The sequence below is a fragment of the Xylophilus sp. GOD-11R genome, from assembly GCF_033546935.1.
In the GTDB taxonomy this organism is placed as follows: Bacteria; Pseudomonadota; Gammaproteobacteria; order Burkholderiales; family Burkholderiaceae_C; genus Xylophilus.
In genome coordinates this window covers 932,450-959,375 of record NZ_CP137854.1, presented here as the reverse complement: position 1 = coordinate 959,375, position 26,926 = coordinate 932,450, and the positions used below count along the sequence as shown (strand labels likewise).

Below are 26,926 nucleotides of genomic sequence, written 5' to 3'. Positions count from 1 at the left end.
CCCGAATTGTCCAAAAGGAATCTTCGAATGTTTGAAACCTCCATCGCCGGCAGCCTGCCGAAACCAGCCTGGCTGGCCGAAACCAACAAACTCTGGCCGCAATGGCAGGCTGAGGGCGACGCGCTTGCCCAAGCCAAGGCCGACGCGACCCTGCTTTGGATCAAGGCCCAGGAAGACGCCGGCCTGGACATCGTCTGCGACGGCGAGCAATCGCGCCAGCATTTCGTGCATGGCTTTCTCGAGCAGGTCGAAGGCATCGACTTCGAGCACAAGGTGAAGATGGGCATCCGCGACAACCGCTACGACGCCATGGTGCCGCAGGTCGTGTCGGCACTGCGCCTCAAAGGCCGCGTGCACGCCGTCGAGGCACAGCTGGCGCGTGCGCATACGCAGAAGAAGCTGAAGTTCACCCTCCCCGGCCCGATGACCATCGTCGACACCGTGGCGGACCGCTTCTATGGCGACAAGGTCGCGATGGCCTTCGCGTTCGCAGAATTGCTCAACCAGGAGGCGCTCGCGCTGCAAGCCGATGGCGTGGACATCATCCAGTTCGACGAGCCCGCCTTCAATGTCTACCTGCAGGATGCCGCCGACTGGGGCGTGAAGGCGCTCGAACGAGCGGCGCAAGGCCTGACCTGTACCACGGCCGTGCACATCTGCTACGGGTATGGCATCAAGGCCAATACCGACTGGAAGAGCACCCTGGGTCGCGAATGGCGCCAGTACGAAGCGGTGTTCCCCGCGCTTGCCCGCAGCAGCATCGATCAGGTGAGCCTGGAGTGCATCCATTCCCATGTGCCGCCCGACCTGATGCGGCTGCTGGCCGGAAAAGACGTGCTGGTCGGCGTGATCGATGTGGCGAGCGACGTGGTCGAGACTCCCGAGGAGGTGGCGGACACCATCGGCCGGGCGCTGGAGTTCGTGCCGAAGGAGCGGCTGTTTCCTTGCACGAACTGCGGCCTAGCGCCGATGGGGCGAAATGTGGCCTGGCGCAAGTTGCAGGCACTGGCAGCAGGCACGAAGCTCGCCAAGGAACGACTCGGCTTGGCGTGACCGGAACACGGTGCTGGGCGGCGGTATGCCATGCAGATTCGAACGCCAGACGGTGTTCCGGCGCCTGATATCCTGCCGGCACCATCGGCGCTCGATTGCCCTGCTTCCGTCAGCCCTTTCGGGCCGGACCAACCGTTTTTCGATACGACGCAGGACATAAGCAAGTCGAGCCCGAACCAATCTTCCATGAATCACCTATGAAACGGGGCAACCCTTGCGTATAGCCACCTGGAACGTCAACTCCCTGGCCGTGCGCCTGCCGCAGGTGCTCGACTGGCTCATCGCCAATCCGGTCGACGTGCTTTGCCTGCAGGAGCTCAAGCTCACCGACGACAAGTTTCCGCTCGACGTCCTGCGCGAGGCCGGCTACCAGGCGGCCACCTTCGGCCAGAAGACCTACAACGGCGTCGCCATCCTGAGCCTGCGGCCGCTGGCCGACGTGGTGCGCAACATCGGCGGTTTCGAGGACGAGCAGAGCCGCGTCATCAGCGCGACGATAGAGACGGCCGACGGCCCGGTGCGGGTGGTCAACGGCTACTTCGTCAACGGCCAGGAGCCCGGCAGCGAAAAGTTTGCCTACAAGATGCGCTGGCTGGACGCGTTGCGCGCCCAGGTCGCCAAGGAACTGGACACGCACGAACGGCTGGTGCTGCTGGGCGACTTCAACATCACCCCGGAAGACCGCGACAGTTTCGACCCGGTGGGCCTGCGCGAAACCATCCACCACACCACCGAAGAGCGCCAGCATTTCCAGGCCCTGCTGGACCTCGGCCTGACCGACGCCTTCCGCCTGTTCGACCAGCCGGAGAAAAGCTTTTCGTGGTGGGACTACCGCATGCTTGGGTTCCAGAAAAACCGCGGACTGCGCATCGACCACATTCTGGTGAGCGCGGCGCTCAAGCCGAAGGTGACGGCTTGCACCGTCGACCGCGCGCCGCGCAAGAACAAGCAGCCCAGCGACCACGCACCGGTGGTAGTGACACTGGGCGGCTGAGCGCCTGGGCGATCAGTGAAGGGTCTCTATTCGAGACCCAGCTCCTGGATCTTGCGGGTGATGGTGTTGCGGCCGATGCCCAGGCGCTGGGCGGCCTCGATGCGGCGCCCGCGGGTGCTGGCGAGCGCGGTCAGGATGAGTCGCGACTCGAAGCGGCGCGACAGCTGGTCCCACACATCGTTGCGGCCGTCGGCCAGCAAGCCCAGGGCCTCGGCTTCCAGGCCCTGCTCCCAGGCATCGCCGCCCGCGGCAGTCGGGACGTCGGCGATGACCGGCGGGACGATTCTCGGACTGCCATCCAAGCCGGCGGGCAGCGGCGCCGCGACCGCGTAGGTCGGTGCAGCCAGCGAAGACGCAGCCGGAACCTGGGGCACCACCAGAGCCGGCGCCGCGGCGTTGGCCGAAGGCAGCGGCTCCACGCCGGAGACCTCCGGCGGCAGATCCTTGGGCTCGATCACCTGCGCCGGCGCCATCACCGTCAGCCAGTGGCAGATGTTCTCGAGCTGCCGCACGTTGCCGGGAAAGCCGAACGTGGCCAGCCGCGCCAGCGCGCCGTCGGAGATGCGTTTGGGTTCCACGCCGAGCTGCTTGGCGCTCTGCTGCAGGAAATGGCGGGTGAGCGTGGGCACGTCCTCGCGCCGTTCGCGCAGTGCGGGCAGGCGCAGCCGGATGACGTTGAGGCGGTGGAACAGGTCTTCGCGGAACACGCCGTCCTTGACGCGCAGTTCCAGGTCCTGGTGAGTGGCGGCGATCACGCGGACATTGGCCTTGACCGCGTTGTGGCCGCCGACCCGGTAGAAATGGCCGTCCGACAGCACGCGCAGCAAACGGGTCTGCAGGTCGAAGGGCATATCGCCGATTTCGTCGAGGAACAGCGTGCCGCCCTCGGCCTGCTCGAAGCGGCCGCGACGCATGGTCTGCGCGCCGGTGAAGGCGCCGCGCTCATGGCCGAAGAGCTCGCTTTCCAGAAGGTCCTTGGGGATGGCTGCGGTATTGATCGCGACGAACGGCCCGTTGGCGCGCGGCGAGTGCTTGTGCAGCGCACGCGCCACCAGTTCCTTGCCGGAACCGGACTCGCCGGTGATCATTACCGTGACGTTGCTTTGCGACAGCCGACCGATGGCACGAAAGACATCCTGCATCGCCGGCGCCTGCCCGAGCATCTCGGGCGTGGCGGCCATGCGTTCTTCGGCGATCTCCTCGCGCTGGCTTTCCTCGACCGCACGGCGGATGAGTTCGACCGCCTTCGGCAGGTCGAAAGGCTTGGGCAGGTATTCGAAGGCGCCGCCCTGGAAGGCCGAGACGGCGCTGTCGAGGTCGGAGAAGGCGGTCATGATGATGACCGGCAGGCCCGGATGCTTGGCCTTGACCTTCTCGAGCAGGTCCAGTCCGGAGCCACCCGGCATGCGGATGTCGCTGACCAGGATCTGCGGCCCCTGGTTGTCGGGATCGTCTTCACCGGCGTCCTCGAGGGCGGCCAGCACTTCGCGCGGATTGGTGAAGCTGCGGGTGGGGAGGTCTTCCCGCAGCAGGGCTTTTTCCAGCACGAAGCGGATGGATTGGTCGTCGTCTACTATCCAGATCGGCTTCATGTCTTGCTTATCGCCCAGTCGGTTTTCGTTGTCAGTCGGTCAGATTCACGGCAACGGGATCAGCAGCTTGAAGTCTGTCTTTCCCGGGACGCTTTCGCACTCGATCAGTCCATGGTGCTGCTGCACGAAGGTCTGCGCCAGGGTCAGGCCGAGGCCGGAACCACCTTCCCTGCCCGACACCAGCGGGTAGAAAATGCGATCCTTGATCGAGGCCGGCACGCCCGGTCCGTTGTCGATGACATGCAATTCCAGTGCCAGTCGGTAGCGCTGCTTGCCGAAGGTGACCTGCCGCGCGATGCGGGTCTTGAGCACGATGCGGCCCTCGCCGTCGGCGATGCGTTCGGCCAGCGCCTGCGCCGCGTTGTGGGTGATGTTGAGCACCGCCTGGATCAGCTGCTCCCGGTCGCCGCGAAATTCCGGGATGGAGGTGTCGTAGTCGCGCACCACCCGCAAACCGCGCGGAAACTCCGCCACGATCAGCGAGCGCACCCGCTCGCACACCTCGTGGATGTTCACGTCGCCCACCAGGTGCGGCCGGCGATGCGGCGCCAGCAGCCGGTCGACCAGCGCCTGCAGCCGGTCGGCCTCGTGGATGATGACCTGGGTGTATTCGATCAGGTCGCGCGACTCGATCTCCATCTGCAGCAGCTGCGCCGCGCCGCGGATGCCGCCGAGCGGGTTCTTGATCTCGTGCGCGAGGTTGCGAATGAGCTCCTTGTTGGCTTGCGTCTGGTCGATCAGGCGCTCTTCGCGATCCTGCTTGGCCTGCTGCTCCATCGGCAGCAGTTCGATGACGACTTCGCCCTTGCGGTCGGTCGGCGCGACGATGACATGGACCGGGAAGGTCTCGTGGTTGGCACGCCGGATCGCATCGTCGTAGCGCAGGGCCGCGAATTCGTTGTCGACCGCGCCGTTGAGCGCGTTGCGCAGCAACTCGGGTTCGATGAAGAAATCCCCGATCGGAGTACCTTCGATCGTCCGGCGCGAGGTGCCGATGGCGTCCTCGAGCGCCGCATTGGCAAAAAGCACGGCGCCGTCGGAGCGGACCACCGCCACCAGGGTGGCGAGCAGGTCGAAGGATTGATAACGCTCGGCAGCCGGTGGCGGCGGCCGTTTGCCGACGCCGGGGATTCGCAGACTCATCGGGATTGCAGGCGGGCCAGCTCGCGCCGGATGCCCTCCATGTCGCTGTCGTTGCGGGCGATGCTGGCCTTGAGCTCGGCCACGCGATCGAGGTATTTCTGGTAATTGCGGGTTTCGGAGCCCATGCGTTCGGGCTCGCCGTTGTTGTATTCCTTCTGCAGCTCGGCCTGACGGAGCTGGGCACGGCGGAGTTCGTTTTCCAGGATGGCACGGGCATCGGCGTCGCGTGCGCGCTGCTGGTCGTTGTCGATCCGCGCCGCCGACGGCGGCGCCGTGACGACCGGCGTTGCGTTACCGCCGCCTCCCCCGCCGGCCCGTGTGCCCTGCACGATCGTGACGTTGCCGCCCTCCATGAGCTTGCAGTCGCGCTGCTTGGCCACGGCGGGATTGTTGGTGTATTCGTTGCCGCACCGGTAGATGCGCGCGTCCTGGGCCGTGGCCGCTGCGCAGCAGCCGAGCAGCAGTGCGAAGGCCATGCAGGCGGGAATCGGAAACCGGAAAACCTGGATCATCGAAAAATTGCTCCGCGGACGAACCGGGCAGTATCGCGCCAATCACGCACGCCGGGCTCGACCAGCCCTACTAACGCCGGGGCACCCGGCGTCGATGACGGCACACGCCGCGGCACCACGGAAAAGGGCGGCCGAAGCCGCCCTTGGTCGAAACCTGCCGAAGCAGGCCCGCAGGATTACAGCGAGTAGTACATGTCGAACTCGACCGGATGGGTCGCCATGCGGAAGCGGGTGACTTCCTGCATCTTCAGGTCGATGTAGGCATCGATGTAGGAGTCGGTGAATACGCCACCCTTGGTCAGGAAGGCGCGGTCTTTGTCCAGATGCTCCAGCGCCTGGTCGAGGCTGTGGCAAACGGTCGGGATCAGCGCGTCTTCTTCCGGCGGGAGGTGGTACAGGTCCTTGGTGGCGGCTTCGCCCGGGTGGATCTTGTTCTCGACGCCGTCGAGGCCAGCCATCAGGAGCGCGGCGAAGCCCAGATACGGGTTCATCAGCGGATCCGGGAAACGCGCTTCGACGCGACGGCCCTTCGGGTTGGCGACGAACGGAATGCGGATGGAAGCCGAGCGGTTCTTGGCCGAGTAGGCCAGCTTCACCGGTGCTTCGAAGCCGGGGACCAGACGCTTGTAGCTGTTGGTGCCGGGGTTGGTGATCGCGTTCAGGGCACGGGCGTGCTTGATGATGCCGCCGATGTAGTACAGCGCGAAGTCCGACAGGCCGGCGTAGCCGTCACCGGCGAACAGGTTCTTGCCGTCCTTCCAGACCGACTGGTGCACGTGCATGCCAGAGCCGTTGTCGCCGACGATCGGCTTGGGCATGAAGGTCGCGGTCTTGCCGTAGGCGTGGGCGACGTTCTGGATGACGTACTTCTGCAGCTGGACCCAGTCGGCACGCTGGATCAGCGTGCTGAACTTGGTGCCGAGTTCCATCTGGCCGGCGTTGGCCACTTCGTGGTGATGCACTTCGACCGGAATGCCCAGGCCTTCGAGCACCAGGCACATTTCCGAGCGCATGTCCTGGAAGCTGTCGACCGGGGGAACCGGGAAGTAGCCACCCTTGACGGCCGGACGATGGCCGGTGTTGCCGTGTTCGTATTCCTTGTCGGTGTTCCAGGAAGCTTCTTCCGAGTCGATCTTGACGAAGCAGCCGGACATGTCGTTCTTCCAGCGAACGCTATCGAAGACGAAGAATTCGGGTTCCGGTCCGAAGTAAGCGGTATCGCCCAGGCCGGAGGCCTTCATGTAGGCTTCGGCGCGCTTGGCGAGGGAGCGGGGGTCGCGTTCGTAGGCCTTGCCGTCGACCGGGTCGATCACGTCACAGGTCAGGATCATCGTCGGCTCTTCGAAGAACGGATCGATGTTGGCGGTGTTCGGGTCGGGCATGAGCTGCATGTCCGAGGCTTCGATGCCCTTCCAGCCAGCGATGGACGAGCCGTCGAATGCGTGGCCGGAGGTGAACTTGTCTTCGTCGAAGTGCGAAACCGGCACGGTGACGTGTTGTTCTTTGCCGCGGGTATCGGTGAAACGGAAGTCAACGAACTTGACCTCGTTTTCTTTCACCATCTTCATCACGTCTGCGACGGTCTTGGCCATCAGGATCTCCAGAAAGTTGAATGCGCGTTGGAAAAGCTAGCAGCAGAAGCCGATGCAGTTTCTGTGCCAAACGTGGTGCACATGCCCATGCGCCCGACGCGAGATTGTGCCGACGACCTGTAACCTCCTCGGGTCGGAGTACCTAAAAGTTTGTAAAAAACCGCCCTGGAAATGCACCATCACGGCGCATGCCCAATGCACCAAGACCATGCAAGTTCAGCGCACCAATTCGGGGCCTAGCTTCGCACCAAAGACATGAAGGCCGGCGAGCAATGCCGGGTACGCCGCGCGGGCTTCGGCTGCCTCACCCTTGACGCCGAGCTCGATATGGCGGCCATGCACCGGATGGTCCACGCTCGGCAAACTGAACACCTTCACCCCTGGATGCACGGCCTCAATCTGCACCATGAGGGGTGTCAGGGCCGACTCCATCGCACCGTAGACGATCACCGATCGCTCTTCGAAAACCCGCCGATGGAACAGGTGCGGATAGCGGTCTTCGAGCACCCACTCGATCATCGGCCAGGCCATCACCGGGAACCCGGGCACGCAGTGCACCTCGCCGCCGCCCACTCCCTTGCAACTGAAGCCGGGGATCTTGTTGTAGGGGTTGGGAATGATGCGGGCCGCGGCCGGAAACACGCCCATGTTGAGTCGGTGGAGGTTGTCGGCACGGTCCGGCTCATAGGGTTGGCCGGCCTCGCGGGCCACGTCCTGCATTCGCTCGCGGATCAGGGCTTCGGCCTCGGGATGAAGCTGCAGCGGCTGTCCGAGGGCCTCGGCGGCAGACTGGCGCGTGTGGTCGTCCGGCGTCGCGCCGATGCCGCCGCAGCTGAAGACCACGTCGTTGCCCGCGAATGCCCGGGCCAGGGTGGCGGTGAGGCGCTCGGGCGAATCGCCCACGTAGTCGGCCCAGGCGAGCTGGAGGCCGCGCGCCGCGAGCAGTTCGATCACCTTGGGCATGTGTTTGTCGGCCCGCTTGCCCGACAGGATTTCGTCGCCGACGATGATCAGCCCGAAGGCCGGTGCGGTGTCGGCCGGGGATGAAGGCTGCAGTGTGGTCATCCGGCCATCCTAGCCGTTGGCCATGACGCTTGCCAGCGCACGGCGAGCGGCGCGGGTGTGTCAGCCGCGCCCGAACAGGCGCTTGACGCCCAGCCATTGCTGCGACCAGAAGCCCTCGCCGTAGTCCCGCACGCGTCCGTGGACATCGGGCTCGACCTGGTCGCGTATGCCGGTCGGGTCGAAGCGCACCGTGAAGTCTGCGGTGCGGAACAGCATGTCCCACCAAGGCAGCAGCACGCCGAAATTGCAGCCACCGAGCGCCGTGCCGACCGGCGGGATGCCGTCGCCCTGGTGACCGCCGCCCGGCGTATTCCGCGCGGCAGCATCGTCGACGGCGAGCGGCCATTCGTGGCCGACGCCGATGTTGTGGTGGCGACGATGGAATCGCGGGCTCACCCACAGGCGCTCGCCGATGCGGCCGAACCAGATCCGCAGGTTGGCGTGCTGCAGGCTTTCGCTCAATTGGCTGAGCACCACCACCGCGATGAACTGGCTCGGCTGCACACCAATGATTTGCGCGACCACCACCACGATGGCGTCGTGCAGCACCGCGTCGAGCAGGTGATTGCGGTTGTCGCTCCACATGGTCATCTGCCGCTGCGAGTGGTGCAGCGCATGCAGCTTCCACCACCATTCGAGCTGGTGCTGGCCGCGGTGGATCCAGTACTCCAGGAAGTCGAAAACCACGACGTAGAGCAGCAAGCTGACCCAGGCGATGTCGGTTACGCCCGGCCAGATATCGTCGAGCTGGAAGGTGTGCAGGCCGTTCACGCGCAGCCAGCCGAAGACATCGTCGAACAGCGGCTGCACTGCCAGGAACAAAGCCACCCGGAAGAGGCCGACGCGGTAGATGACGGTGTAGAGGATGTCGATGCGAATCGCCCGCCGGTCACGCACCGGCTCGGCCGGACGCCAGCGCTGGAGCGGTCCGACGACGGCCATCAGGATGGCGATCTCGATCAGCCCGATCAGCAGCCAGCCGGTGCCGTCGTAGGCGTCTTCGATCATGCCGGACATGCCCAGCATGAACATGCCGGGCTGCACCACGGTTTCGAAGAGCCACTGCTGGGCGATGGAGAAGGCGTTGGCGAAGAAATCCATGTGCGGTGGAGTCGGGGCCGGGGCCGTCGGTTCAAACCGAAAGGTATCAGGGATGTTGCGCGATCCAGGCCCGGTAGTCGGGATGCTCGCGCAAGGTGGCGAAGCACATGCCGCGTTCCTTGAGACCCACGATCAGCGGCTCCAGATCGGCCGGCGCCCAGGGATCCTTGCGCGACCAGATGCCGAGGTGTGCCAGCAGGATATCGCCCGGACGGATGGTGCGCAGCGCCTTGTCGAGCAAGGCCTTGTTGGTGAAGGTCTCGCTCGGCAACTCGTCGCCGAGGAAGCCCGCCGGAGACCAGCCGACGTGCGCATAGCCGCATTGGCGTGCAGCCGCGATCAGGGCCGGCGAAGTCTTGCCGCCGGGCGCACGGAACAGCGGCAGCGGCTTGCGCCCGGTGATCTGCTGCAGCCGGTCGGCCGACCGGCGCACCTCGGCGCAATAGGCCGCCGCTTCGACGATCGACTCCTTGCCGGTCTGCGGTCCGGCCGATGGACGCAGCTTGAATCGCACCGCGCCGGAGCCTTTGACGTCGCCACGCCAGTAGGCATGGTCGAAGGTGTGCGATGCGAACTCGTGGCCTTCCGCAGCGCGTGCCTTCCACCAGGGCGCCCAGTGATCGCCCAGGCTGCCGTCGCCTTCCTTGGTCGGCTCGTTGGCGGCGAAGAAGGTGACCGGCACCTGCTGCCGCCGCAATACGTCGGCGACCAAAGGCGCGATGCCCATGTGGCCGGTATCGAGCGTGAGGTAGACAGGCTTGTCGCAGGTGGCGGCCAGCGCCGACACCGTGGCGCCGGCGGCCACGATGCCCATCAGGAAACGGCTAGCGCTGGCGCGCATGGTCCAGCGTCCAGACGCCGTGCGGAGAACGTCCCACCGGCACCTGCAGCACGACCTTGGAGGTCACCGTATCGACGATGGTGAATTTCTTGGCCCAACGCGAGGTGACGAGAATGAAGCGGCCGTCCGCCGACAGGTCCATGCAGTCCGGGCCTCCCGGTGCGGGATAGCTGGCCAGCACCGTCTGCGTCTGCATGTCGATCTTGCTGATGGTGTTGGCGACCCGGTTACTGACGAACAGGTGCCGCCCGTCGCCGGCGCCGCGGAAGGCGTGGGCACCACGGCCGGTCGCGATCTTGCGCAGAAGCTTGGGCTGCGCGCCGCCGACGTCATAGACCTCGACGCCGTCGCCGCCGGTCAGGCCGAGGAACAGCGTGCGGTCGTCGGGCGCCACGAACACGTCGGCCGGCATGGCGCCGGTCTTGATGCGCCAGCGGATGGTCTGCGTGGCCATGTCGATGGAGACCAGCTCGTCGCTGTCCTGCATGGACGAATACAGCGTGGTGCTCTTGCTGTCGATGAAGAGGTGGCTCGGGGTCTTGCCGGTTGCCACCCGTTTGACCAGGGTCAGGTCCTGGCCGTCCCAGCGATAGATGTCGACATGGTTCAGGCGGTTGGCAGCCGTCACGAACCACTTCATGTCGGGCGAGAACTGCAACTGGTACGGATCGACGATGCCGCGTACCGTGCGCTGAACCTGGGCGGTGCGCGGGTCGAGGAAAGTCAGCGAATCCGACAGCGCGTTGGCGACGATCAACGATTTCTCGTCGGGCGTCAGGTAGAGATGATGCGGCTCCTTGCCGGTCGGAATGCGCTCCTTTTCCGTCCAGGTGACGGGGTCGATCACGCTGACGCTCGCATCGAGCGAATTCAGCACGAAGACCGGAGTGCGGATCGCCGGCGCCGCCGGCTGGGCGTTCGCCACGGAAATCGCGAACGTGGCAAGCGCGAATACTGCGCTACGGGCAAGAGAACGAACGTTCGACATCGAGTGACGCAGTGGCAAGCAACCGGAGAGTGTAAGGGGCTCGGCGGACCCGGAGGTTCCCGCGAAGAGGTAACGAACGGTCCAATCGGGATTCGACCTCGTGAATCACGCCTTCAGCAGACTTAGATCTTCGGGCTGCAGCCAACGCCACTGGCCCGGCGCGAGATCGGCCGGCAGTTCCAGTGCGCCGATGCGCGAGCGGTGCAGCCCCTCGACCCGGTTTCCCACGGCGGCCAGCATGCGTTTGACCTGGTGGTACTTGCCCTGCGTCAGCGTCAGGCGAAGATGGCAGGACACACCCGCCTCGCCGACGATTTCGCAGGCTGCGGCGGCTACCGGCCGGGGGTCGTCGTCCAGCACCACGCCGGCCAGCAGACGGCTCACCTGCTGGTCTTCCAGCGCATGCTTGGTCGTGACCTCGTACACCTTGGGCAGGTGGTGCTTGGGCGAGGCCATGCGGTGGATGAACTGGCCGTCGTCGGACAGCAGGAGCAGGCCGGTCGTGTCCTGGTCGAGCCGGCCAATCGCCTGCACGCCCTGCACCGCGCTCTTGGACGGACGCTGGCGCAGTGGTGCCGGCAAAAGGGTGTAGATGCTGGGATAGGTCGACGGCTTCTGCGAACACTCGGTGCCCGCCGGCTTGTGCAACATCAGGTAGGCCTTGGCATGCACTTGCCAGTCGCGCCCCTGAACCCGCAGGTGCAGGCCTTCGGGGTTCGCGTCGTGGGTGCCGTCGGTAAGCACGATGGCATCGCTGCCCTGCCCTATCGCCACAAGGCCTTGTTGGATCAGCCCTGCGCAGACACGTCGGGTGCCGAACCCCTGGCTGAAAAGAATGTCCTGAAGCTGCATGCCGCCTGATCTGAAGAAGAAGAAAGGCCGCCCCGGCAAGAGGCGGCCCAGTGCGTTCGGGGAGACCGGGAAATGACGTCGGTACCGAAGAAGGAAGCGACTCGTGGCCCTGCGATCCCAGACGAGCATTTTAGTCAGTGCCGGGCAGAGTGGCGGTGCGGCCAACGGCGCGGAAGTCCGATAGCCACGTCGCGACCGGGCAGGACGTCAGTCAGGTTCCGGTAGGCACCTGCCGTGCATAAACCGTTTCTCACTACTCGACCGACCCATGCATCTCCACAACCTCCGCATCGGGGCCAAGCTTTCGACCGCCTTCGGCATCGTGACCCTGATCACCATCCTGCTCGGTGTGCTCGCCTGGGGGCAACTGGCCACCCTTCATACGGCCTCCGAAGACATTTCCACCAATTGGCTGCCGAGCGTGGACGCGCTCAGCAACATGCGCGTGGCCGCCAACCGGCTGCGGCGCACCGAGAGCGAGACGTTTCTCCCGCCCTCGGCCGAGGTGGGCGACAAGTACAAGGCCGAATTGGGCCGCCGCAATCAGGCCCTCGCCGCGGCGGAAGCGGTCTATGCCCCGCTGGTCACCGCCGGGGAGGAAAGCCGCCTCTACGACGTCTACAAGAGCAGACGCGACGCCTATTATTCGCAGCAGCAAAAGCTGCTCGCGCTACCCTCGTCGGACCGGGCGGCGGCGTCGGACCTGTTTCTGGGCACTTCGGAACAAGCGTTCGATGCCATGACCGATACGCTGGGCGAACTCGCCGCGGTCAACCGGGAGGGCAGCACTCGGGCGCAACAGACGGGGCGCGCCGTGTACGCCAGCGCGCAGTGGATCCTGCTGGCTCTGACCGGCGCGGCGGCGGTCATCGCGATCTGCATGTCGGTCTGGATCACGCGGCTCATCACCGGTCCGATCGGGCGCGCGGTGCAGATCGCCCAGGGGGTGGCCGGTGGCGACCTCACCATGGACATCGAAGTCGCCGGCCGAGACGAGCCGGCCCAGTTGATGCAGGCGCTGTCGCAGATGCGTATCTCGCTGGCAGCGGTGGTGGGCAACGTGCGCGGAAACGCCGAAGGCGTGGCGACCGCCAGCGCCGAAATCGCGCAGGGCAACCAGGACCTTTCCGGCCGGACCGAGCAGCAGGCCTCTGCCCTGGAGCAAACCGCCGCTTCCATGGAAGAACTGGGCTCGACCGTTCGCCACAATGCCGACAACGCCCGCCAAGCCGCCGAACTCGCCGCCAATGCATCGAGCGTGGCGCAGCGCAGCGGGGAGGATGTCGGCGCCATGGTCGCCACCATGCGCACCATCGATCAGGCCTCCCGCAGCATCGGAGAGATCACCGGCGTGATCGACTCGATCGCTTTCCAGACGAACATCCTCGCGCTCAACGCCGCCGTCGAAGCAGCGCGGGCAGGCGAGCAGGGTCGCGGCTTCGCGGTGGTCGCCACCGAGGTCCGCAGCCTGGCCAAGCGCAGCGCCGATGCCGCCAAGGAAATCAAGTCCCTGATCGACACCAGCGGAGCCCGCGTCAGAGAGGGCAGCGAGCAGGCCGACCGCGCGGGCGCGTCGATGCGCCAGGTGCAGGAATCGATCCGGCAGGTGGCCTCGATCGTGGCGGAAATCAGCACGGCCACGCGCGAGCAAAGCGACGGCATCTCGCAGGTCGGCGAAGCGGTGACGCAGATGGATCAGGTCACCCAGCAGAATGCGGCGCTGGTCGAGGAAAGTGCTGCGGCCGCGTCGGCGCTCAAGCAGCAGGCCGAGCAACTCGTAATGGCCGTCTCGGTGTTCCGGATCGGCGCGATGGAGCCGCTGGCGGGCCACCGCGCCCATCCGGCTGCAAATCAGCATTCCGCGCCGAGGGCACCCGACACCACGGCGGGGCTCCTGGGGCGGCAGGGCCGGCTCGGCGCGATTCCCGCCGAACAGGACTGGTCCGCTGCCTAGTCGAAAGCAGCCTGCGGACAAAGAAAAACGCCAATGGTCTCCCATTGGCGTTGATCGTCTTAGGTGGTGGAGCTGGGGGGATTTGAACCCCCGTCCGCAAGCCTTTACCGTGCAGTTCTACATGTTTAGCGAGCTGATTTGAGTCTCATGGCGGATGTCGCGCAGTCGCACGCTGCACCCGTCACCAGCACCCTTGGATCTCGGCCCATCCCCAAGGTGCACGGGGTGGGCCCAGCCTTCGTGAATTACCCCGCTGCAAAGCTGGCGGATTGCTCCGTCAACCGTGCCCAGCCCGTAGACAAACTGGTGCGAGACCGTCGCCGAGGCGACGGAAGGTTCTTAGTGTTTAAGCAGCGAGAGCGTATGCACGCTCGTCGTTTGCGGAAACAGTGGAGAACCCGGTGCTTTTTGCGTTGGCAATTAGCTTGTTTCGGTCTGATTTACGAGCACACCGAGCTCGACATGCACCACAGCGATTCCGTACCTACGTCGAAACCAATGCAGCCCCTAAGTCTGATATTTTAGGCGTTATCGAGCAGTTTCAAGAGCTCGACAGGAGATTTGGCGATGGCGTGTGCACCCCACGCCTCGATGGCCGTCGCGCTGCCCAGATAACCCCAGGCCGCAGCGACGGTTCCCATGCCGGCGGCGAGGCCGGCCACGATGTCGCGTTCGTCGTCGCCGACGTAGACGCAGCGCGCCGGGTCCACCGCCATGCGGCGGCAGGCTTCCAGCAGCGGCGCCGGGTGGGGCTTGGCATGCGGCGTGGTGTCGCCGCTGATCGCGGTGGCCGCGCCGGCGAGTTCATCCACCGACGCCAGCAAGGGGCCGGTGAAGCGCTGCGACTTGTTAGTGACGATGCCCCAGGCCAGGCCGCGTTGCTCCAGCGCATCGATCATGTCGGTCACGCCGTCGAACACCTGCGTGTTGAGCGTCATGCGCTGTTCGTAGCGCTGGAAGAATTCTTCACGCATGGCCGGATAGTCGGGATGCTCCGGCGCCATGCCGAAGGCCACCGCGAGCATGCCGCGAGCGCCCGCGCCGCACATGGGGCGATAACGTTCGATCGGCAGGCAGGGCATGGCTCGCGCCACCCGCATGTCGTCGGCGGCACCGCCCAGGTCGGGCGCGCTGTCGATCAGGGTTCCGTCCAGGTCGAACAGGACGGCATCGATGGAGCCGAACATGTCAGGCCCCCTGCTCGCCGCCTGCACGGCGGGTGGCGATCATGTAGTTGACGCTGGTGTCGGACGTCAGGCTGTAGCGGCGATTCAAGGGGTTGTAGTGGAGACCTCGAGAAGCCTGCAGATCGAGCCCCGCCGCCCGCCCGAAGGCGGCCAATTCGCTCGGCTGGATGAGCCGTGCGTACTCATGGGTGCCGCGCGGCAGCATGCGCAACAGGTATTCGGCACCGACGATGGCCGTAAGGAAGGCCTTGGCGTTACGGTTGATGGTGGAGAAGAAGACCCATCCACCAGGTTTGACCATCGTTGCGCAGGCGCGTACGACGGACGCCGGGTCGGGCACGTGCTCCAGCATTTCCATGCAGGTCACCACGTCGAAAGCGGCGGGCTGTTCGGCAGCCAGATCCTCGGCACTCACCCGCCGATACTGAACCCCGGCGGTGCCGGCTTCCAACGCGTGCAAGCGGGCGACCTTGAGGGATCGATCGGCCAGGTCGACACCCAGGACCTCCGCACCTCTGCGCGCCATGGCGTCCGACAGGATGCCCCCGCCGCAGCCCACGTCGACCACCTTGCGGCCCGCCAAAGGGGCCAGCGACTCGATCCAGCCCAGGCGCAAGGGATTGATCTGGTGCAAGGGCTTGAATTCACTTTCCATGTCCCACCACCGATGGGCCAATTCGGAAAACTTGGCCAGCTCGGCGGGGTCCACATTCAGAGTTTCTTGCATCGCGCTATTTTCCCACGGCATAAAAAAAAGGCCCGCAGGACAAACCTGCAGGCCTTTGATCGTTAATCCGGATAAGGGATTTACTTGGCGGCGCGGGTACCGACCACTTCGATTTCCACGCGGCGGTTCTTGGCGCGGCCAGCAGCGGTCTTGTTGTCCGCCACAGGTTGCTTCTCGCCCTTGCCTTCGGTGTACACGCGGTTCTTCTCGATGCCCTTGGACACGAGGTAAGCCTTGACGGCTTCGGCGCGACGGACCGACAGCTTCTGGTTGTATGCATCGGAGCCCACGGAGTCGGTGTGACCCACGGCGATGATGACTTCCAGGTTGATGTCCTTGGTCTTGGTGACCAGCTCGTCGAGCTTGGCCTTGCCTTCAGGCTTCAGCACCGACTTGTCGAAGTCGAAGAATGCGTCGGCGGCGAAGGTGACCTTGCTGGCGGTGACGGCAGGAGCCACAGCGACCGGAGCCGGTGCCGGAGCAGGACGGGCAGCAGGAGGAGCAACAGGAGCGGCTGCAGGAACCAGTGCGCCGTCGCAGCCCTTGGCAGCGGTAGCGGGGGTCCAGTTGGCATCGCGCCAGCAGAGTTCGTTGGTGCCGTTCTTCCAGACGAGTTCGCCGGTGCCGTTCTTCCAGTTATCGACAGCGTTGCCGCCGTTGGCAGCCGTCACACCAGTAGTCTGCGCGCCGGCGGCGGAGGCGACTGCAGCGACTGCAAACAACATCGCCACTTTGTTGAGTTTCTTCATGGTTCTCCTCTTGGGGAAAAAGCCGCAGCCGCGCTGCGATCCTGTACGTTCTCAGTGACCATCACCAAAAACGCTGAAAAAGATTGTGCCATAGCGGTTTCGGGAGTCGTTGCCAAAACGGTACGGATACCGTAGGACTGAAGCGCATTTCCCCCGCGCTGTTGCAAGTTCGCGACAAGCGGGCTTGACCGTAAAATCGAAGGTTTTCCGCTCGCCTGTAGGTACTGCTCATATATGACATCCTTCGCCAAGGAAACGCTGCCGATCAGCCTCGAAGAGGAAATGCGCCGGAGTTATCTCGATTACGCCATGAGCGTGATCGTCGGCCGCGCACTCCCCGATGCACGTGATGGACTGAAGCCGGTCCATCGCCGCGTGCTGTTCGCCATGCACGAGCTCAACAACGATTGGAACCGCCCGTACAAGAAGTCCGCGCGTATCGTGGGCGACGTCATCGGCAAGTACCACCCGCACGGCGACAGCGCGGTCTACGACACCATCGTGCGCATGGCCCAGGACTTCTCCCTGCGTCACATGCTCGTCGATGGCCAGGGCAACTTCGGCTCGGTCGACGGCGACAACGCCGCGGCCATGCGCTACACCGAAATCCGCCTCTCCAAGATCGCCCACGAGATGCTGGGCGACATCGACAAGGAGACGGTCGACTTCGTACCCAACTACGACGGCAGCGAGCAGGAGCCCTCGGTCCTGCCGAGCAAGCTGCCCAATCTGCTGGTCAACGGCTCGGCCGGCATCGCGGTGGGCATGGCCACCAACATTCCGCCGCACAACCTCAACGAGGTGGTCGACGCCTGCCTGCATCTGCTCAAGCACCCGCAGGCTACGGTGGATGAACTCATGGAGATCATCCCGGCACCCGACTTCCCCACCGCCGGCATCATCTACGGCATCGAGGGCGTGCGCGAGGGTTACCGCACCGGGCGCGGCAAGGTCGTGATGCGGGCCAAGTGCCACTTCGAGGACATCGACCGCGGCCAGCGCCAGGCGATCATCGTGGACGAGCTGCCCTACCAGGTGAACAAGAAGACCCTGCAGGAACGCATGGCCGAGCTGGTCCACGAAAAGAAGATCGAGGGCATCAGCCACATCCAGGACGAATCCGACAAGTCCGGCATGCGCCTGGTGATCGAGTTGAAGCGCGGCGAAGTGCCGGAGGTGGTGCTGAACAACCTGTACAAGCAGACCCAGCTGCAGGACACCTTCGGCATCAATATGGTGGCGCTGGTCAACGGCCAGCCGCGCCTGTGCAACCTGCGCGAACTCATCGCGGTGTTCCTGCAGCATCGCCGCGAGGTCGTCACCCGCCGCACGGTGTTCGAACTGCGCAAGGCCCGCGAGCGCGGCCATGTGCTCGAAGGCCTGGCGGTGGCGCTGGCCAACATCGACGAGTTCATCCGCATCATCCGCGAGTCGCCCACGCCGCCGGTCGCCAAGGCCGAGCTGATGACCCGCTCCTGGGACAGCAAGCTGGTGCGCGAGATGCTCACGCGCACGCGTGCCGACGGCGGTGTGATCAATGCGGACGACTACCGCCCCGAAACGCTCGAAGCCGGCCTGGGCATGGGCGCCGACGGCCTCTACCGTCTCTCCGACGTCCAGGCCCAGGAAATCCTGCAGATGCGTCTGCAGCGCCTCACCGGCCTGGAGCAGGACAAGATCGTCGCCGAGTACAAGGAGGTGATGTCGCACATCGAGGACCTGCTGGACATCCTGGCCCGGCCCGAGCGCGTCTCCACCATCATCGGCGAGGAACTCGGCCACATCCGTTCCGAGTTCGGCCAGACCAAGCTGGGCGCGCGCCGCAGCCTGGTGGAGCACAGCTCCTTCGACCTCTCCACCGAAGACCTGATCACCCCGACCGACATGGTCGTGACGCTCAGTCACGGCGGCTACATCAAGAGCCAGCCGCTGGGCGAATACCGCGCGCAGAAGCGCGGCGGCCGCGGCAAGCAGGCTACCGCCACCAAGGAAGACGACTGGATCGACCAGCTCTTCATTGCCAACACACACGACTACATCCTGTGCTTCTCCAACCGTGGCCGGCTGTACTGGCTGAAGGTGTGGGAAGTGCCCTCGGGTTCGCGCGGTTCTCGCGGCCGGCCCATCGTCAACATGTTCCCGCTGCAGGAAGGCGAGAAGATCAACGTCGTGCTGCCGCTGACCGGCAAGTTCCGCAGCTTCCCGGCCGACAACTATGTCTTCATGGGCACGCGCATGGGCACGGTCAAGAAGACCGCTCTCGACGAATTCAGCAACCCGCGCAAGGCCGGCATCATCGCCATCAACCTCGACGAGGGCGACTACCTCGTGGGCGCCGCACTCACCGACGGCACCCACGACGTGATGCTGTTCTCCGACGGCGGCAAGGCGGTTCGATTCGACGAGAACGATGTCCGCGCGCTCGGCCGCAACACCCGCGGCGTGCGCGGCATGGACCTGCCCGAAGGCCAGTCGGTCATCGCGATGCTGGTGGCCGAGGACGAGCAGCAGAGCGTGCTCACCGCCACCGAGAACGGCTACGGCAAGCGCACCTCGATCACCGAGTACACCCGCCACGGCCGGGGCACCAAGGGCATGATCGCCATCCAGCAGAGCGAGCGCAACGGCAAGGTCGTCGCCGCCACGCTGGTGCATGCCGACGACGAGATCATGCTGATCACCGACCGCGGCGTGCTGGTGCGCACCCGCGTCGCCGAGATCCGTGAACTCGGCCGCGCCACGCAGGGCGTGACCCTGATCGGCCTCGACGAAGGCTCGCGCCTGTCGGGCCTGCAACGCATCGTCGAAAACGATGCGGCGACGCCGACGGGCGATGCGGCCGAAGGCGACGAAGACGCGCCCGGCGCGGACGACACCGCAGCGCCGGACGGCACCACCAGCCCCGACGCATCCGACGCCCCGGACACCCCCGACACGCCGGCCGAATGACCCGCGCCGGCACCCATCGCGGTGCCGGCGATCCGCAGCCATCCCGGCGTCGCCCAGGCCAGACCTGACGACGCCACTTTCGTTTTCGCATCCGATGAATCGTCCCTACAACTTTTCCGCCGGCCCGGCCGCCATTCCCGAAGAAGTGCTGAAGACGGCCGCTGCCGAAATGCTCGACTGGCACGGCAGCGGCATGGGCGTCATGGAGATGAGCCACCGGGGCAAGGAATTCATCTCGATCTACGAAAAGGCCGAGGCGGACTTCCGCGCCCTGCTGTCGGTGCCGCCGCAGTTCAAGATCCTGTTCATGCAGGGCGGCGGCCTGGCCGAGAACGCCATCGTGCCGCTCAACCTGTCGCGCGCCGCGACGGTCGATGTGGTCGTCACCGGCAGCTGGAGCCAGAAGTCGCAGAAGGAAGCGCGCAAGTACGCCAGCACCGTCAACGTGATCGCCAGCAACGAAGCCGACGGTCATCGCAGCATTCCGGACCCGGCCTCCTGGAAGCTCAGCCGCGGCGCGAGCTATGTGCACGTCTGCACCAACGAGACGATCCACGGCGTCGAATTCCAGCAACTGCCCGACCTGGCAGCGCTCGGCAGCGACGCGCCGCTGGTCATCGACTTTTCCTCGCACGTGGCGTCGCGGCCGGTCGACTGGAGCCGCGTCGGCGTCGCCTTCGCCGGTGCGCAGAAGAACCTCGGGCCGGCCGGCGTCACCGTGGTCGTCGTGCGCGAAGACCTGCTGGGTCACGCCCTGCCGATCTGCCCCAGCGCCTTCGACTACAAGATCGTGGCCGAGCACGACTCCATGTACAACACGCCGCCGACCTGGGGCATCTATGTCGCCGGCCTCACCTTCGACTGGCTGCTGCGCCAGACCGAGGGTGATCTTTCGGGCGTCGCCGCGATAGAGGCCCGCAACATCGCCAAGGCTCGCACGCTCTACGACTACATCGACGGATCGCAGCTCTACGTGAACCCGATCGATCCAGCCGCACGCTCGCGCATGAACGTGCCCTTCCTGCTGCGCGACGAAAGCCGCAACGACGCCTTCCTGGCCGGCGCCAAGGCGCGCGGGCTGCTTCAGCTCAAGGGCCACAAGTCGGTCGGCGGCATGCGCGCCAGCATCTACAACGCGATGCCGATCGAAGGCATCCACGCGCTGGTCGACTACCTGCGCGAATTCGAGAAAAGCCACGCATGAGCCACGCACCGCTGCCCCCCGATCTCACGCTGGCCGAACTGCGCGACCGCATCGACGCGCTCGACAGCCAGCTGCTGCGCCTGCTCAACGACCGCGCCCTGGTGGCCGAGGCCGTGGGCGAACTCAAGAAGCGCGAAGGCACGCCCTACTTCCGGCCCGACCGTGTCGCGCAGGTCATCGGCAAAATCCAGACGGCCAACCCCGGCCCACTGAAGAGCAACCATGTGGCGGCCGTATGGCGCGAGATCATGTCGGCGTGCCTGGCACTCGAATCGCCGCAACGGGTGGCCGTACTTGGTCCCGAGGGCACCTTCACCGAACAGGCGGCCATCGAGTTCTTCGGCGGCGCGGCCGACATGATGTATTGCGCCAACTTCGACGAGGTGTTCCACGCCACGGCCGCCGGCAGCGCGCAGTACGGCGTGGTCGGCGTCGAGAACTCGGTCGAAGGCGTGGTCACCCGCTCGCTCGACCTGTTCCTGCACACGCCCTGCCACATCGTCGGCGAGGTCAGCCTGCTGATCCGCCACAACCTGATGCGCACCGAGAATTCGCTGGCCGGCATCGAGGCCGTGCTGGCCCACCCGCAGGCGCTGGCGCAATGCCAGGGCTGGCTGTCCAAGCACCTGCCGCACGTGGAGCGCCGGCCGGTCTCCAGCAATGCCGAAGGCGCGCGGCTGGCCGCCACCAACCCGGCCTGGGCCGGTATCGCCAGTGAGCGCGCGGCCACGCAGTTCGGCCTGCACATCGTTTCGCACGCGATTCAGGACGACGCCTACAACCGCACCCGCTTCGCCGTCATCGCCCTGCCCCAGACGCTGGCCATGCCGGCGGCCACCGGCCACGACTGCACCAGCCTGGTCGTGTCGGTGCCCAACCAGCCCGGCGCGGTGCACGACCTGCTCATGCCGCTCAAGACCCACGGCGTCTCCATGACCCGCTTCGAATCGCGTCCGGCCAAGACCGGCCAGTGGGAGTACTACTTCTACATCGACCTCGACGGCCATCCCAGCCAGCCCCACGTAGCCGCCGCCCTGCAGGAGCTGCGCGCGCTCTGCGCCTTCTACAAGGTGCTGGGCGCCTACGCGGTCGGCAAATGACCGAGGTCGTCAAACCCATGTTCGAGCAGCTCGGCCTGATCGGCTGCGGCCTGATGGGCAGCTCCTTCGCGCTCGCCCTGCGCCAGGCGGGCCTGGTCAAGCGCGTGGTGGGCTACAGCAAGTCGCCCTCCACCACCGAGCAGGCACGCCAGCTGGGCATCATCGACGTCGACGCGCCCTCCGCGCTGCTCGCCGCCTCGGGCGCCGACATCGTGCTGCTGGCGGTGCCGGTCGCCGCCATCGGCCCCACACTCAAGTCGATCCGCGAGCTCGTCACGCCCGCCATGCTGGTCATGGACGTCGGCTCCACCAAGGCCGACGTGGTGGATGCCGCGCGTGAAGCCTTGCGCGACCGCATCGGCTCCTTCGTGCCGGCCCACCCCATCGCCGGCGCCGAAACCTCCGGCCCGTCCAAGGCACGCGCCGACCTCTATCGCGACCGGCAGGTCGTGCTGACACCGATCGAACGCACGCTCACCGCCCAGTTGCAGAAGGCCCAGGCCGTCTGGACCGCGCTCGGCTGCTCGGTGCGGCAGATGGCGCCCGACGTGCACGACGCCGCTCTCGCCGCGGTCAGCCACCTGCCGCACCTGGTGGCCTTCGCCGCGGTCAACGCGGTACAGGCGCAACCGCAGGGCGACGAGTTCCTGGGCCTGGCCGGCCCCGGCTTTCGCGACTACAGCCGCATCGCCGCCGCCAACCCCGACATGTGGCGCGACATCCTGCTGGCCAACCGCGACGAGCTGCGCCGCCAGGCCGACGCCTTCCGCATCGCCCTGGCCGCCCTCGAAGACGCCATGGACCGCAACGACGGCGAGGCCCTGCATTCCCTCATCGCGCGCGCCAGCCAGACCCGTGGCGCCTGGCGCATGCGTGCGGCGGGCACGACGCCCACCTGACCCGACTCCCACCCCATGTACGCCACCGAATTCCTGGATCTTCCGCCGCTCGAGACCGCTGCCGGCGAGGTGACCCTGCCCGGCTCCAAGAGCATTTCCAACCGCGTACTGCTGCTGGCCGCGCTCAGCGAAGGCACCACCGCCGTCCACGACCTGCTCGATTCGGACGACACCCGCGTCATGCTCGATGCGCTGGTGCAACTGGGCTGCGGCGTACGGCGCGGCGGGCCGGGCCAGGTCGAGATCGACGGACTCGGCGGCCAGCCGCCCGCCGTGTCGGCACGGCTGTTCCTGGGCAACGCCGGTACCGCCATGCGCCCGCTCACCGCGGCGCTGGCCGTGCTCGGCGGCGATTTCGTGCTCGAAGGCGTGCCGCGCATGCACGAACGCCCCATCGGCGACCTGGTCGATGCCCTGCGGGCCTTGGGCTGCAGCATTGGCTACCTGGGCAACCAGGGCTATCCGCCGCTGTCCATCGGCCGCCCCACGCTCAAGCTCGGCGCGCCGATTCCAGTGCGCGGCGACGTCTCCAGCCAGTTCCTCACCGCGCTGCTCATGGCTCTGCCACTGGTCGCCGTCGAGCGCGCGATCGTCATCGAGGTGCAAGGCGAACTCATCTCGCGGCCCTACATCGAGATCACGCTCAACCTGCTGCGCCGCTTCGGCATCACGGTCGAGCGCGAGGGCTGGTCGCGCTTCACGATTCCCGCCGGCAGCCGCTACCGCTCGCCGGGCAAGCTGCACGTGGAAGCCGACGCGTCCTCGGCCAGCTACTTCATCGCCCTCGGCGCCATGGCTGCCACCGATCGACCGCTGGTCATCCGCGGCCTCGGCGAAGACTCGATCCAGGGCGACATCCGCTTCGTCGACGCCGCGCGGCAGATGGGCGCGCTGGTCGAAGGCGGCGCCAACCGCATGACGATCCGCCGCGGCGCCTGGCCGCTCAAGGCGATCGACATCGACTGCAACCACATCCCCGACGCCGCGATGACGCTGGCCACCATGGCGTTGTTCGCCGACGGCCCGAGCACGCTGCGCAACATCGCCAGTTGGCGCGTGAAGGAAACCGACCGCATCGCCGCCATGGCCATCGAGTCGCGCAAGCTCGGCGCCACGGTGGAGGAAGGCCCGGACTGGCTGCGCATTCATCCGCTGCCGGCCGGCCAGTGGCGCGCCGCCCGCATCCACACCTACGACGACCACCGCGTGGCGATGTGCTTCTCGCTGGCCGCCTTCAATCCGGACGGCCTGCCGGTGCGCATCGAAGACCCGAAGTGCGTCGCCAAGACCTTTCCGGACTACTTCGAGACCCTGTTCTCGGTCGCCGGCACGCCCGCCGCCAGCATCCCGGTGCTTTGCATCGACGGGCCGACCGCCTCGGGCAAGGGCACCGTCGCGGCCGCGGTGGCGGCCCGGCTGGGCTATCACTTCCTCGATTCGGGCGCCATGTACCGCGTCACCGCGCTGGCGGCCACGCGCGCCGGGCTGGCCATCGCAGCGGAACAGGAGCCCGCCATCGCCGCACTGGCCCGCACGCTGCCCGTGCGTTTCGCCGACGGCCGGGTCTTCATCGGTCACGACGACGTGACCGACGCGATCCGCACCGAGGAAGCCGGCATGAACGCCTCCCGCGTGTCGGCGCTGCCGTCGGTGCGCGACGCACTGGTCGCGCTGCAACTGGGTTTTCGCCGGCTGCCCGGGTTGGTCGCCGACGGGCGCGACATGGGCACGGTCATCTTCCCGCAGGCGCCGCTCAAGATCTTTCTCACCGCCAGCGCGCAAACCCGTGCCGAGCGCAGGTACAAGCAATTGATCGCCAAGGGAATCGAGGCTAGAATCGTCGACCTTCGCGCGGGCCTGGAGGCGCGCGACCTGCGGGATTCTTCCCGGCCGGTCGCCCCCTTGAAGCCCGCGCCAGATGCCCTGCTGCTGGACAACTCCACCGCCACCATCGAGCAATCGGTGGCCGAGGTGATCGGCTGGTGGCAGGCAAGACAGCCTTTTCCAGCCTGAATTCGCAGGCCGGCCTGGGCCGATTCGATCCCGCCGATTCCCTCCGCGCCCACTGGCGCACCGATCGGCGGGTTTGTTCAACCAACCGCGGCTCCCACCGCAAACCATCACCGCACACAGCCCCCGGATCGCAGGCGATTGGCGCCAGCGCAAGACCTGCCGTGCGGAAGGAAACTCCATGTCTGAATCTTTTGCCGCCTTGTTCGAGGAATCGCTGCAGCGCTCTGAAATGCGCGCTGGCGAGGTCATCACCGCCGAAGTGGTGCGTATCGAGCACAACTTCGTCGTCGTGAACGCCGGTCTCAAGTCCGAGTCCTACGTTCCCCTCGAAGAGTTCAAGAACGACAAGGGCGAAGTCGAAGTCGAAGTCGGCGACTTCGTCTCGGTGGCCATCGACGCCATCGAAAACGGCTACGGCGACACCATCCTGTCGCGCGACAAGGCCAAGCGCCTGGCTTCCTGGCTGGCCCTCGAGAAGGCGCTGGAATCCGGCGAATTCGTCACCGGCACCACCACCGGCAAGGTCAAGGGCGGCCTGACTGTCCTGGTCAACGGCATCCGCGCATTCCTGCCGGGCTCGCTGATCGACACGCGTCCGGTCAAGGACCTGACCCCCTACGAGAACAAGACCCTCGAATTCAAGGTCATCAAGCTCGACCGCAAGCGCAACAACGTCGTGCTGTCGCGCCGTGCCGTGGTCGAAGCCAGCATGGGCGAAGAACGCGCCAAGCTGATGGAAACCCTGAAGGAAGGCGCCATCGTCAACGGCGTGGTCAAGAACATCACCGAATACGGTGCGTTCATCGACCTCGGCGGCATCGACGGCCTGCTGCACATCACCGACATGGCATGGCGCCGTGTTCGCCACCCGAGCGAAGTGGTTCAGCCGGGTCAGGAAATCACCGCCAAGATCCTCAAGTTCGACACCGAGAAGAACCGTGTCTCGCTGGGTCTCAAGCAAATGGGTGACGACCCGTGGATGGGCGTTTCGCGCCGCTACCCGCAAAGCACCCGCCTGTTCGGCAAGGTCACCAACATCGCCGACTACGGCGCGTTCGTCGAACTCGAACCCGGCATCGAAGGCCTGGTGCACGTCTCCGAAATGGACTGGACCAACAAGAACATCGCTCCCAGCAAGCTCGTCTCGCTGGGCGACGAAGTCGAAGTCATGGTTCTGGAAATCGACGAAGACAAGCGCCGTATCAGCCTGGGCATGAAGCAGACCCGCGCCAACCCGTGGCAGGAGTTCGCCCAGAACACCAAGCGCGGCGACCGCGTCAAGGGCCCGATCAAGTCGATCACCGACTTCGGCGTCTTCGTCGGCCTGGCTGCCGGCATCGACGGCCTGGTGCACCTGTCCGACCTCTCGTGGAACGAGCCTGGCGAAGCCGCCGTGCGCAACTACAAGAAGGGCCAGGAAGTCGAAGCCATCGTGCTGGCCGTGGACGTGGACCGTGAACGCATCTCGCTGGGCATCAAGCAGCTCGACAGCGATGAGTTCACCACCTTCACCACCGTCAACGACAAGGGCCAGATCGTCACCGGCAAGGTCAAGACCGTCGACGCCCGCGGCGCCGAGATCGAACTCGCCGACGGCATCATGGGTTACCTGCGTGCTTCGGAAATCGGTCGCGACCGTGTCGAAGATGCCCGCAACGTGCTCAAGGAAGGTGACGAAGTCACCGCCGTGGTGGTCAACGTGGATCGCAAGACCCGCAACATCCAGCTGTCGATCAAGGCCAAGGACATGGCCGACGAACAAGGCGCGATGGCCAACCTGAGCCAGCAGTCGTCGCGCGAAAGCGCCGGCACCACCAGCCTGGGCGCCCTGCTGCGTGCCAAGCTGGACAACTCGAACAACGGCTAAATCGCTGTCGAGCAACCCGGGCGACAACGGCTGATCCGTTGTCGAGAAACCCGGGCGACAACGGCTAAGTCGTTGTCGAGAAACCCAAGTGACAACGGCTAAGCCGTTGTCGGATAAGGCGGTGTGCGGCATGATGCCGCCGCCGCCTTTTTTTTGGCCGCCCCAGATTCACTCCGTTCGCTAAAACGCCACTTTCCGATCCGCATGACCCGCTCCGATCTCGTCGAGGAACTCGCCGCCCGCTTCGCCCAGCTCACCCACCGGGATGCGGAAACCGCCGTCAAGACGGTGCTCGACGCGGTCGCCGACGCGCTGGTGCGCGGCCATCGCATCGAGATCCGCGGCTTCGGCAGCTTCACCGTCAACCACCGCCCGCCCCGCATGGGCCGCAATCCGCGCAGCGGCGAAAGCGTGGCCATCCCCGAAAAGCGGGTGCCGCATTTCAAGCCCGGCAAGGCCTTGCGCGAAGCGGTCGACGAGCGCACCGCCGCGATGAAGTCCACGCCCTCGGCAGACGCCTAGAATCGCCAGTCGCCACCCGGGG

22 protein-coding genes and 1 other RNA gene are annotated in these 26,926 nt (G+C 65.9%); 10 read left to right on the top strand and 13 right to left on the bottom strand.

Annotated features, from left to right (window positions below):
- The first annotated feature begins 27 nt into the window (after positions 1-27).
- Both R9X41_RS04455 and xth read left to right on the top strand, forming a co-directional pair.
- Positions 28-1,053 carry a methionine synthase gene (locus R9X41_RS04455; RefSeq protein ID WP_318633682.1) on the top strand — a complete coding sequence of 342 codons (1,026 nt, stop codon included), beginning with the start codon at positions 28-30 and terminating at the stop codon, positions 1,051-1,053.
- Positions 1,054-1,267: 214 nt separating this feature from the next.
- Positions 1,268-2,047, top strand: coding sequence for an exodeoxyribonuclease III (xth, locus tag R9X41_RS04450; RefSeq protein ID WP_318633681.1), 780 nt, complete (start codon positions 1,268-1,270; stop codon positions 2,045-2,047).
- A gap of 26 nt (positions 2,048-2,073) precedes the next feature.
- Here the strand turns inward: xth and ntrC are convergent, their stop codons facing one another.
- The 9 genes from ntrC to R9X41_RS04405 all read right to left on the bottom strand — a co-directional run bounded on the left by ntrC (position 2,074) and on the right by R9X41_RS04405 (position 11,733).
- Entirely contained in the window at positions 2,074-3,639 is a 1,566-nt protein-coding gene (gene ntrC, locus R9X41_RS04445; RefSeq protein ID WP_318633680.1) for a nitrogen regulation protein NR(I), read from the bottom strand.
- Between the two features lie 45 nt (positions 3,640-3,684).
- Positions 3,685-4,782, bottom strand: coding sequence for a nitrogen regulation protein NR(II) (glnL, locus tag R9X41_RS04440; RefSeq protein WP_318633679.1), 1,098 nt, complete (start codon positions 4,780-4,782; stop codon positions 3,685-3,687).
- The gene (locus tag R9X41_RS04435; protein WP_318635149.1) at positions 4,779-5,258 is read right to left on the bottom strand and encodes a hypothetical protein; all 480 of its coding nucleotides are present in this window, start codon (positions 5,256-5,258) and stop codon (positions 4,779-4,781) included. Before R9X41_RS04435 ends, glnL begins: the two co-directional genes overlap by 4 nt.
- A 212-nt stretch (positions 5,259-5,470) precedes the next feature.
- Positions 5,471-6,886, bottom strand: coding sequence for a type I glutamate--ammonia ligase (gene glnA / locus R9X41_RS04430; protein ID WP_318633678.1), 1,416 nt, complete (start codon positions 6,884-6,886; stop codon positions 5,471-5,473).
- 216 nt (positions 6,887-7,102) lie between these two features.
- On the bottom strand, positions 7,103-7,951 hold the full coding sequence (locus tag R9X41_RS04425) for a competence/damage-inducible protein A (protein WP_318633677.1): 849 nt from the start codon (positions 7,949-7,951) through the stop codon (positions 7,103-7,105).
- Between the two features lie 60 nt (positions 7,952-8,011).
- Positions 8,012-9,052 (bottom strand): sterol desaturase family protein, encoded by a 1,041-nt coding sequence (locus tag R9X41_RS04420; protein WP_318633676.1) that lies wholly within the window; start codon positions 9,050-9,052, stop codon positions 8,012-8,014.
- 46 nt (positions 9,053-9,098) lie between these two features.
- Complete coding sequence (locus R9X41_RS04415; RefSeq protein WP_318635148.1) at positions 9,099-9,866, bottom strand: polysaccharide deacetylase family protein; 768 nt, start codon at positions 9,864-9,866, stop codon at positions 9,099-9,101.
- A 10-nt stretch (positions 9,867-9,876) separates the two neighbouring features.
- Entirely contained in the window at positions 9,877-10,881 is a 1,005-nt protein-coding gene (locus R9X41_RS04410; protein WP_412556661.1) for a YncE family protein, read from the bottom strand.
- A gap of 105 nt (positions 10,882-10,986) precedes the next feature.
- On the bottom strand, positions 10,987-11,733 hold the full coding sequence (locus R9X41_RS04405; RefSeq protein ID WP_318633674.1) for a 16S rRNA pseudouridine(516) synthase: 747 nt from the start codon (positions 11,731-11,733) through the stop codon (positions 10,987-10,989).
- Positions 11,734-12,055: 322 nt separating this feature from the next.
- On the opposite strand from R9X41_RS04405, the gene R9X41_RS04400 reads away from it, so the two are divergent.
- Complete coding sequence (locus tag R9X41_RS04400; protein ID WP_318633673.1) at positions 12,056-13,687, top strand: methyl-accepting chemotaxis protein; 1,632 nt, start codon at positions 12,056-12,058, stop codon at positions 13,685-13,687.
- Between the two features lie 64 nt (positions 13,688-13,751).
- On the opposite strand, the gene ssrA is transcribed toward R9X41_RS04400, so the two are convergent.
- The 4 genes from ssrA to ompA form a co-directional block, all read right to left on the bottom strand.
- Positions 13,752-14,195: a transfer-messenger RNA gene (gene ssrA, locus R9X41_RS04395) on the bottom strand.
- 13 nt (positions 14,196-14,208) lie between these two features.
- Positions 14,209-14,874 carry a phosphoglycolate phosphatase gene (gene gph / locus R9X41_RS04390; protein WP_318633672.1) on the bottom strand — a complete coding sequence of 222 codons (666 nt, stop codon included), beginning with the start codon at positions 14,872-14,874 and terminating at the stop codon, positions 14,209-14,211.
- Between the two features lies 1 nt (position 14,875).
- Entirely contained in the window at positions 14,876-15,601 is a 726-nt protein-coding gene (gene ubiG, locus R9X41_RS04385) for a bifunctional 2-polyprenyl-6-hydroxyphenol methylase/3-demethylubiquinol 3-O-methyltransferase UbiG (protein WP_318633671.1), read from the bottom strand.
- A gap of 80 nt (positions 15,602-15,681) precedes the next feature.
- Positions 15,682-16,350, bottom strand: a complete 669-nt coding sequence (ompA, locus tag R9X41_RS04380; protein WP_318633670.1) for an outer membrane protein OmpA — start codon at positions 16,348-16,350, stop codon at positions 15,682-15,684.
- Between the two features lie 234 nt (positions 16,351-16,584).
- Here ompA and gyrA point away from each other — a divergent pair, with 234 nt between their 5' ends.
- From gyrA to R9X41_RS04345, 7 genes are all read left to right on the top strand, one after another.
- Positions 16,585-19,299 (top strand): DNA gyrase subunit A, encoded by a 2,715-nt coding sequence (gyrA, locus tag R9X41_RS04375; protein ID WP_318633669.1) that lies wholly within the window; start codon positions 16,585-16,587, stop codon positions 19,297-19,299.
- A 94-nt stretch (positions 19,300-19,393) separates the two neighbouring features.
- On the top strand, positions 19,394-20,503 hold the full coding sequence (gene serC, locus R9X41_RS04370) for a 3-phosphoserine/phosphohydroxythreonine transaminase (protein ID WP_318633668.1): 1,110 nt from the start codon (positions 19,394-19,396) through the stop codon (positions 20,501-20,503).
- Positions 20,500-21,603: a prephenate dehydratase gene (gene pheA, locus R9X41_RS04365; RefSeq protein ID WP_318633667.1), complete on the top strand. Its 1,104-nt coding sequence runs from the start codon at positions 20,500-20,502 to the stop codon at positions 21,601-21,603. Before serC ends, pheA begins: the two co-directional genes overlap by 4 nt.
- A 17-nt stretch (positions 21,604-21,620) precedes the next feature.
- Positions 21,621-22,502, top strand: a complete 882-nt coding sequence (locus R9X41_RS04360; RefSeq protein WP_318635147.1) for a prephenate dehydrogenase — start codon at positions 21,621-21,623, stop codon at positions 22,500-22,502.
- Between the two features lie 15 nt (positions 22,503-22,517).
- Positions 22,518-24,515, top strand: a complete 1,998-nt coding sequence (locus R9X41_RS04355; RefSeq protein WP_318633666.1) for a bifunctional 3-phosphoshikimate 1-carboxyvinyltransferase/cytidylate kinase — start codon at positions 22,518-22,520, stop codon at positions 24,513-24,515.
- Between the two features lie 178 nt (positions 24,516-24,693).
- Positions 24,694-26,382 carry a 30S ribosomal protein S1 gene (gene rpsA, locus R9X41_RS04350; RefSeq protein WP_318633665.1) on the top strand — a complete coding sequence of 563 codons (1,689 nt, stop codon included), beginning with the start codon at positions 24,694-24,696 and terminating at the stop codon, positions 26,380-26,382.
- A 204-nt stretch (positions 26,383-26,586) separates the two neighbouring features.
- Positions 26,587-26,904: an integration host factor subunit beta gene (locus R9X41_RS04345; RefSeq protein WP_318633664.1), complete on the top strand. Its 318-nt coding sequence runs from the start codon at positions 26,587-26,589 to the stop codon at positions 26,902-26,904.
- The last annotated feature ends 22 nt before the right edge of the window (positions 26,905-26,926 follow it).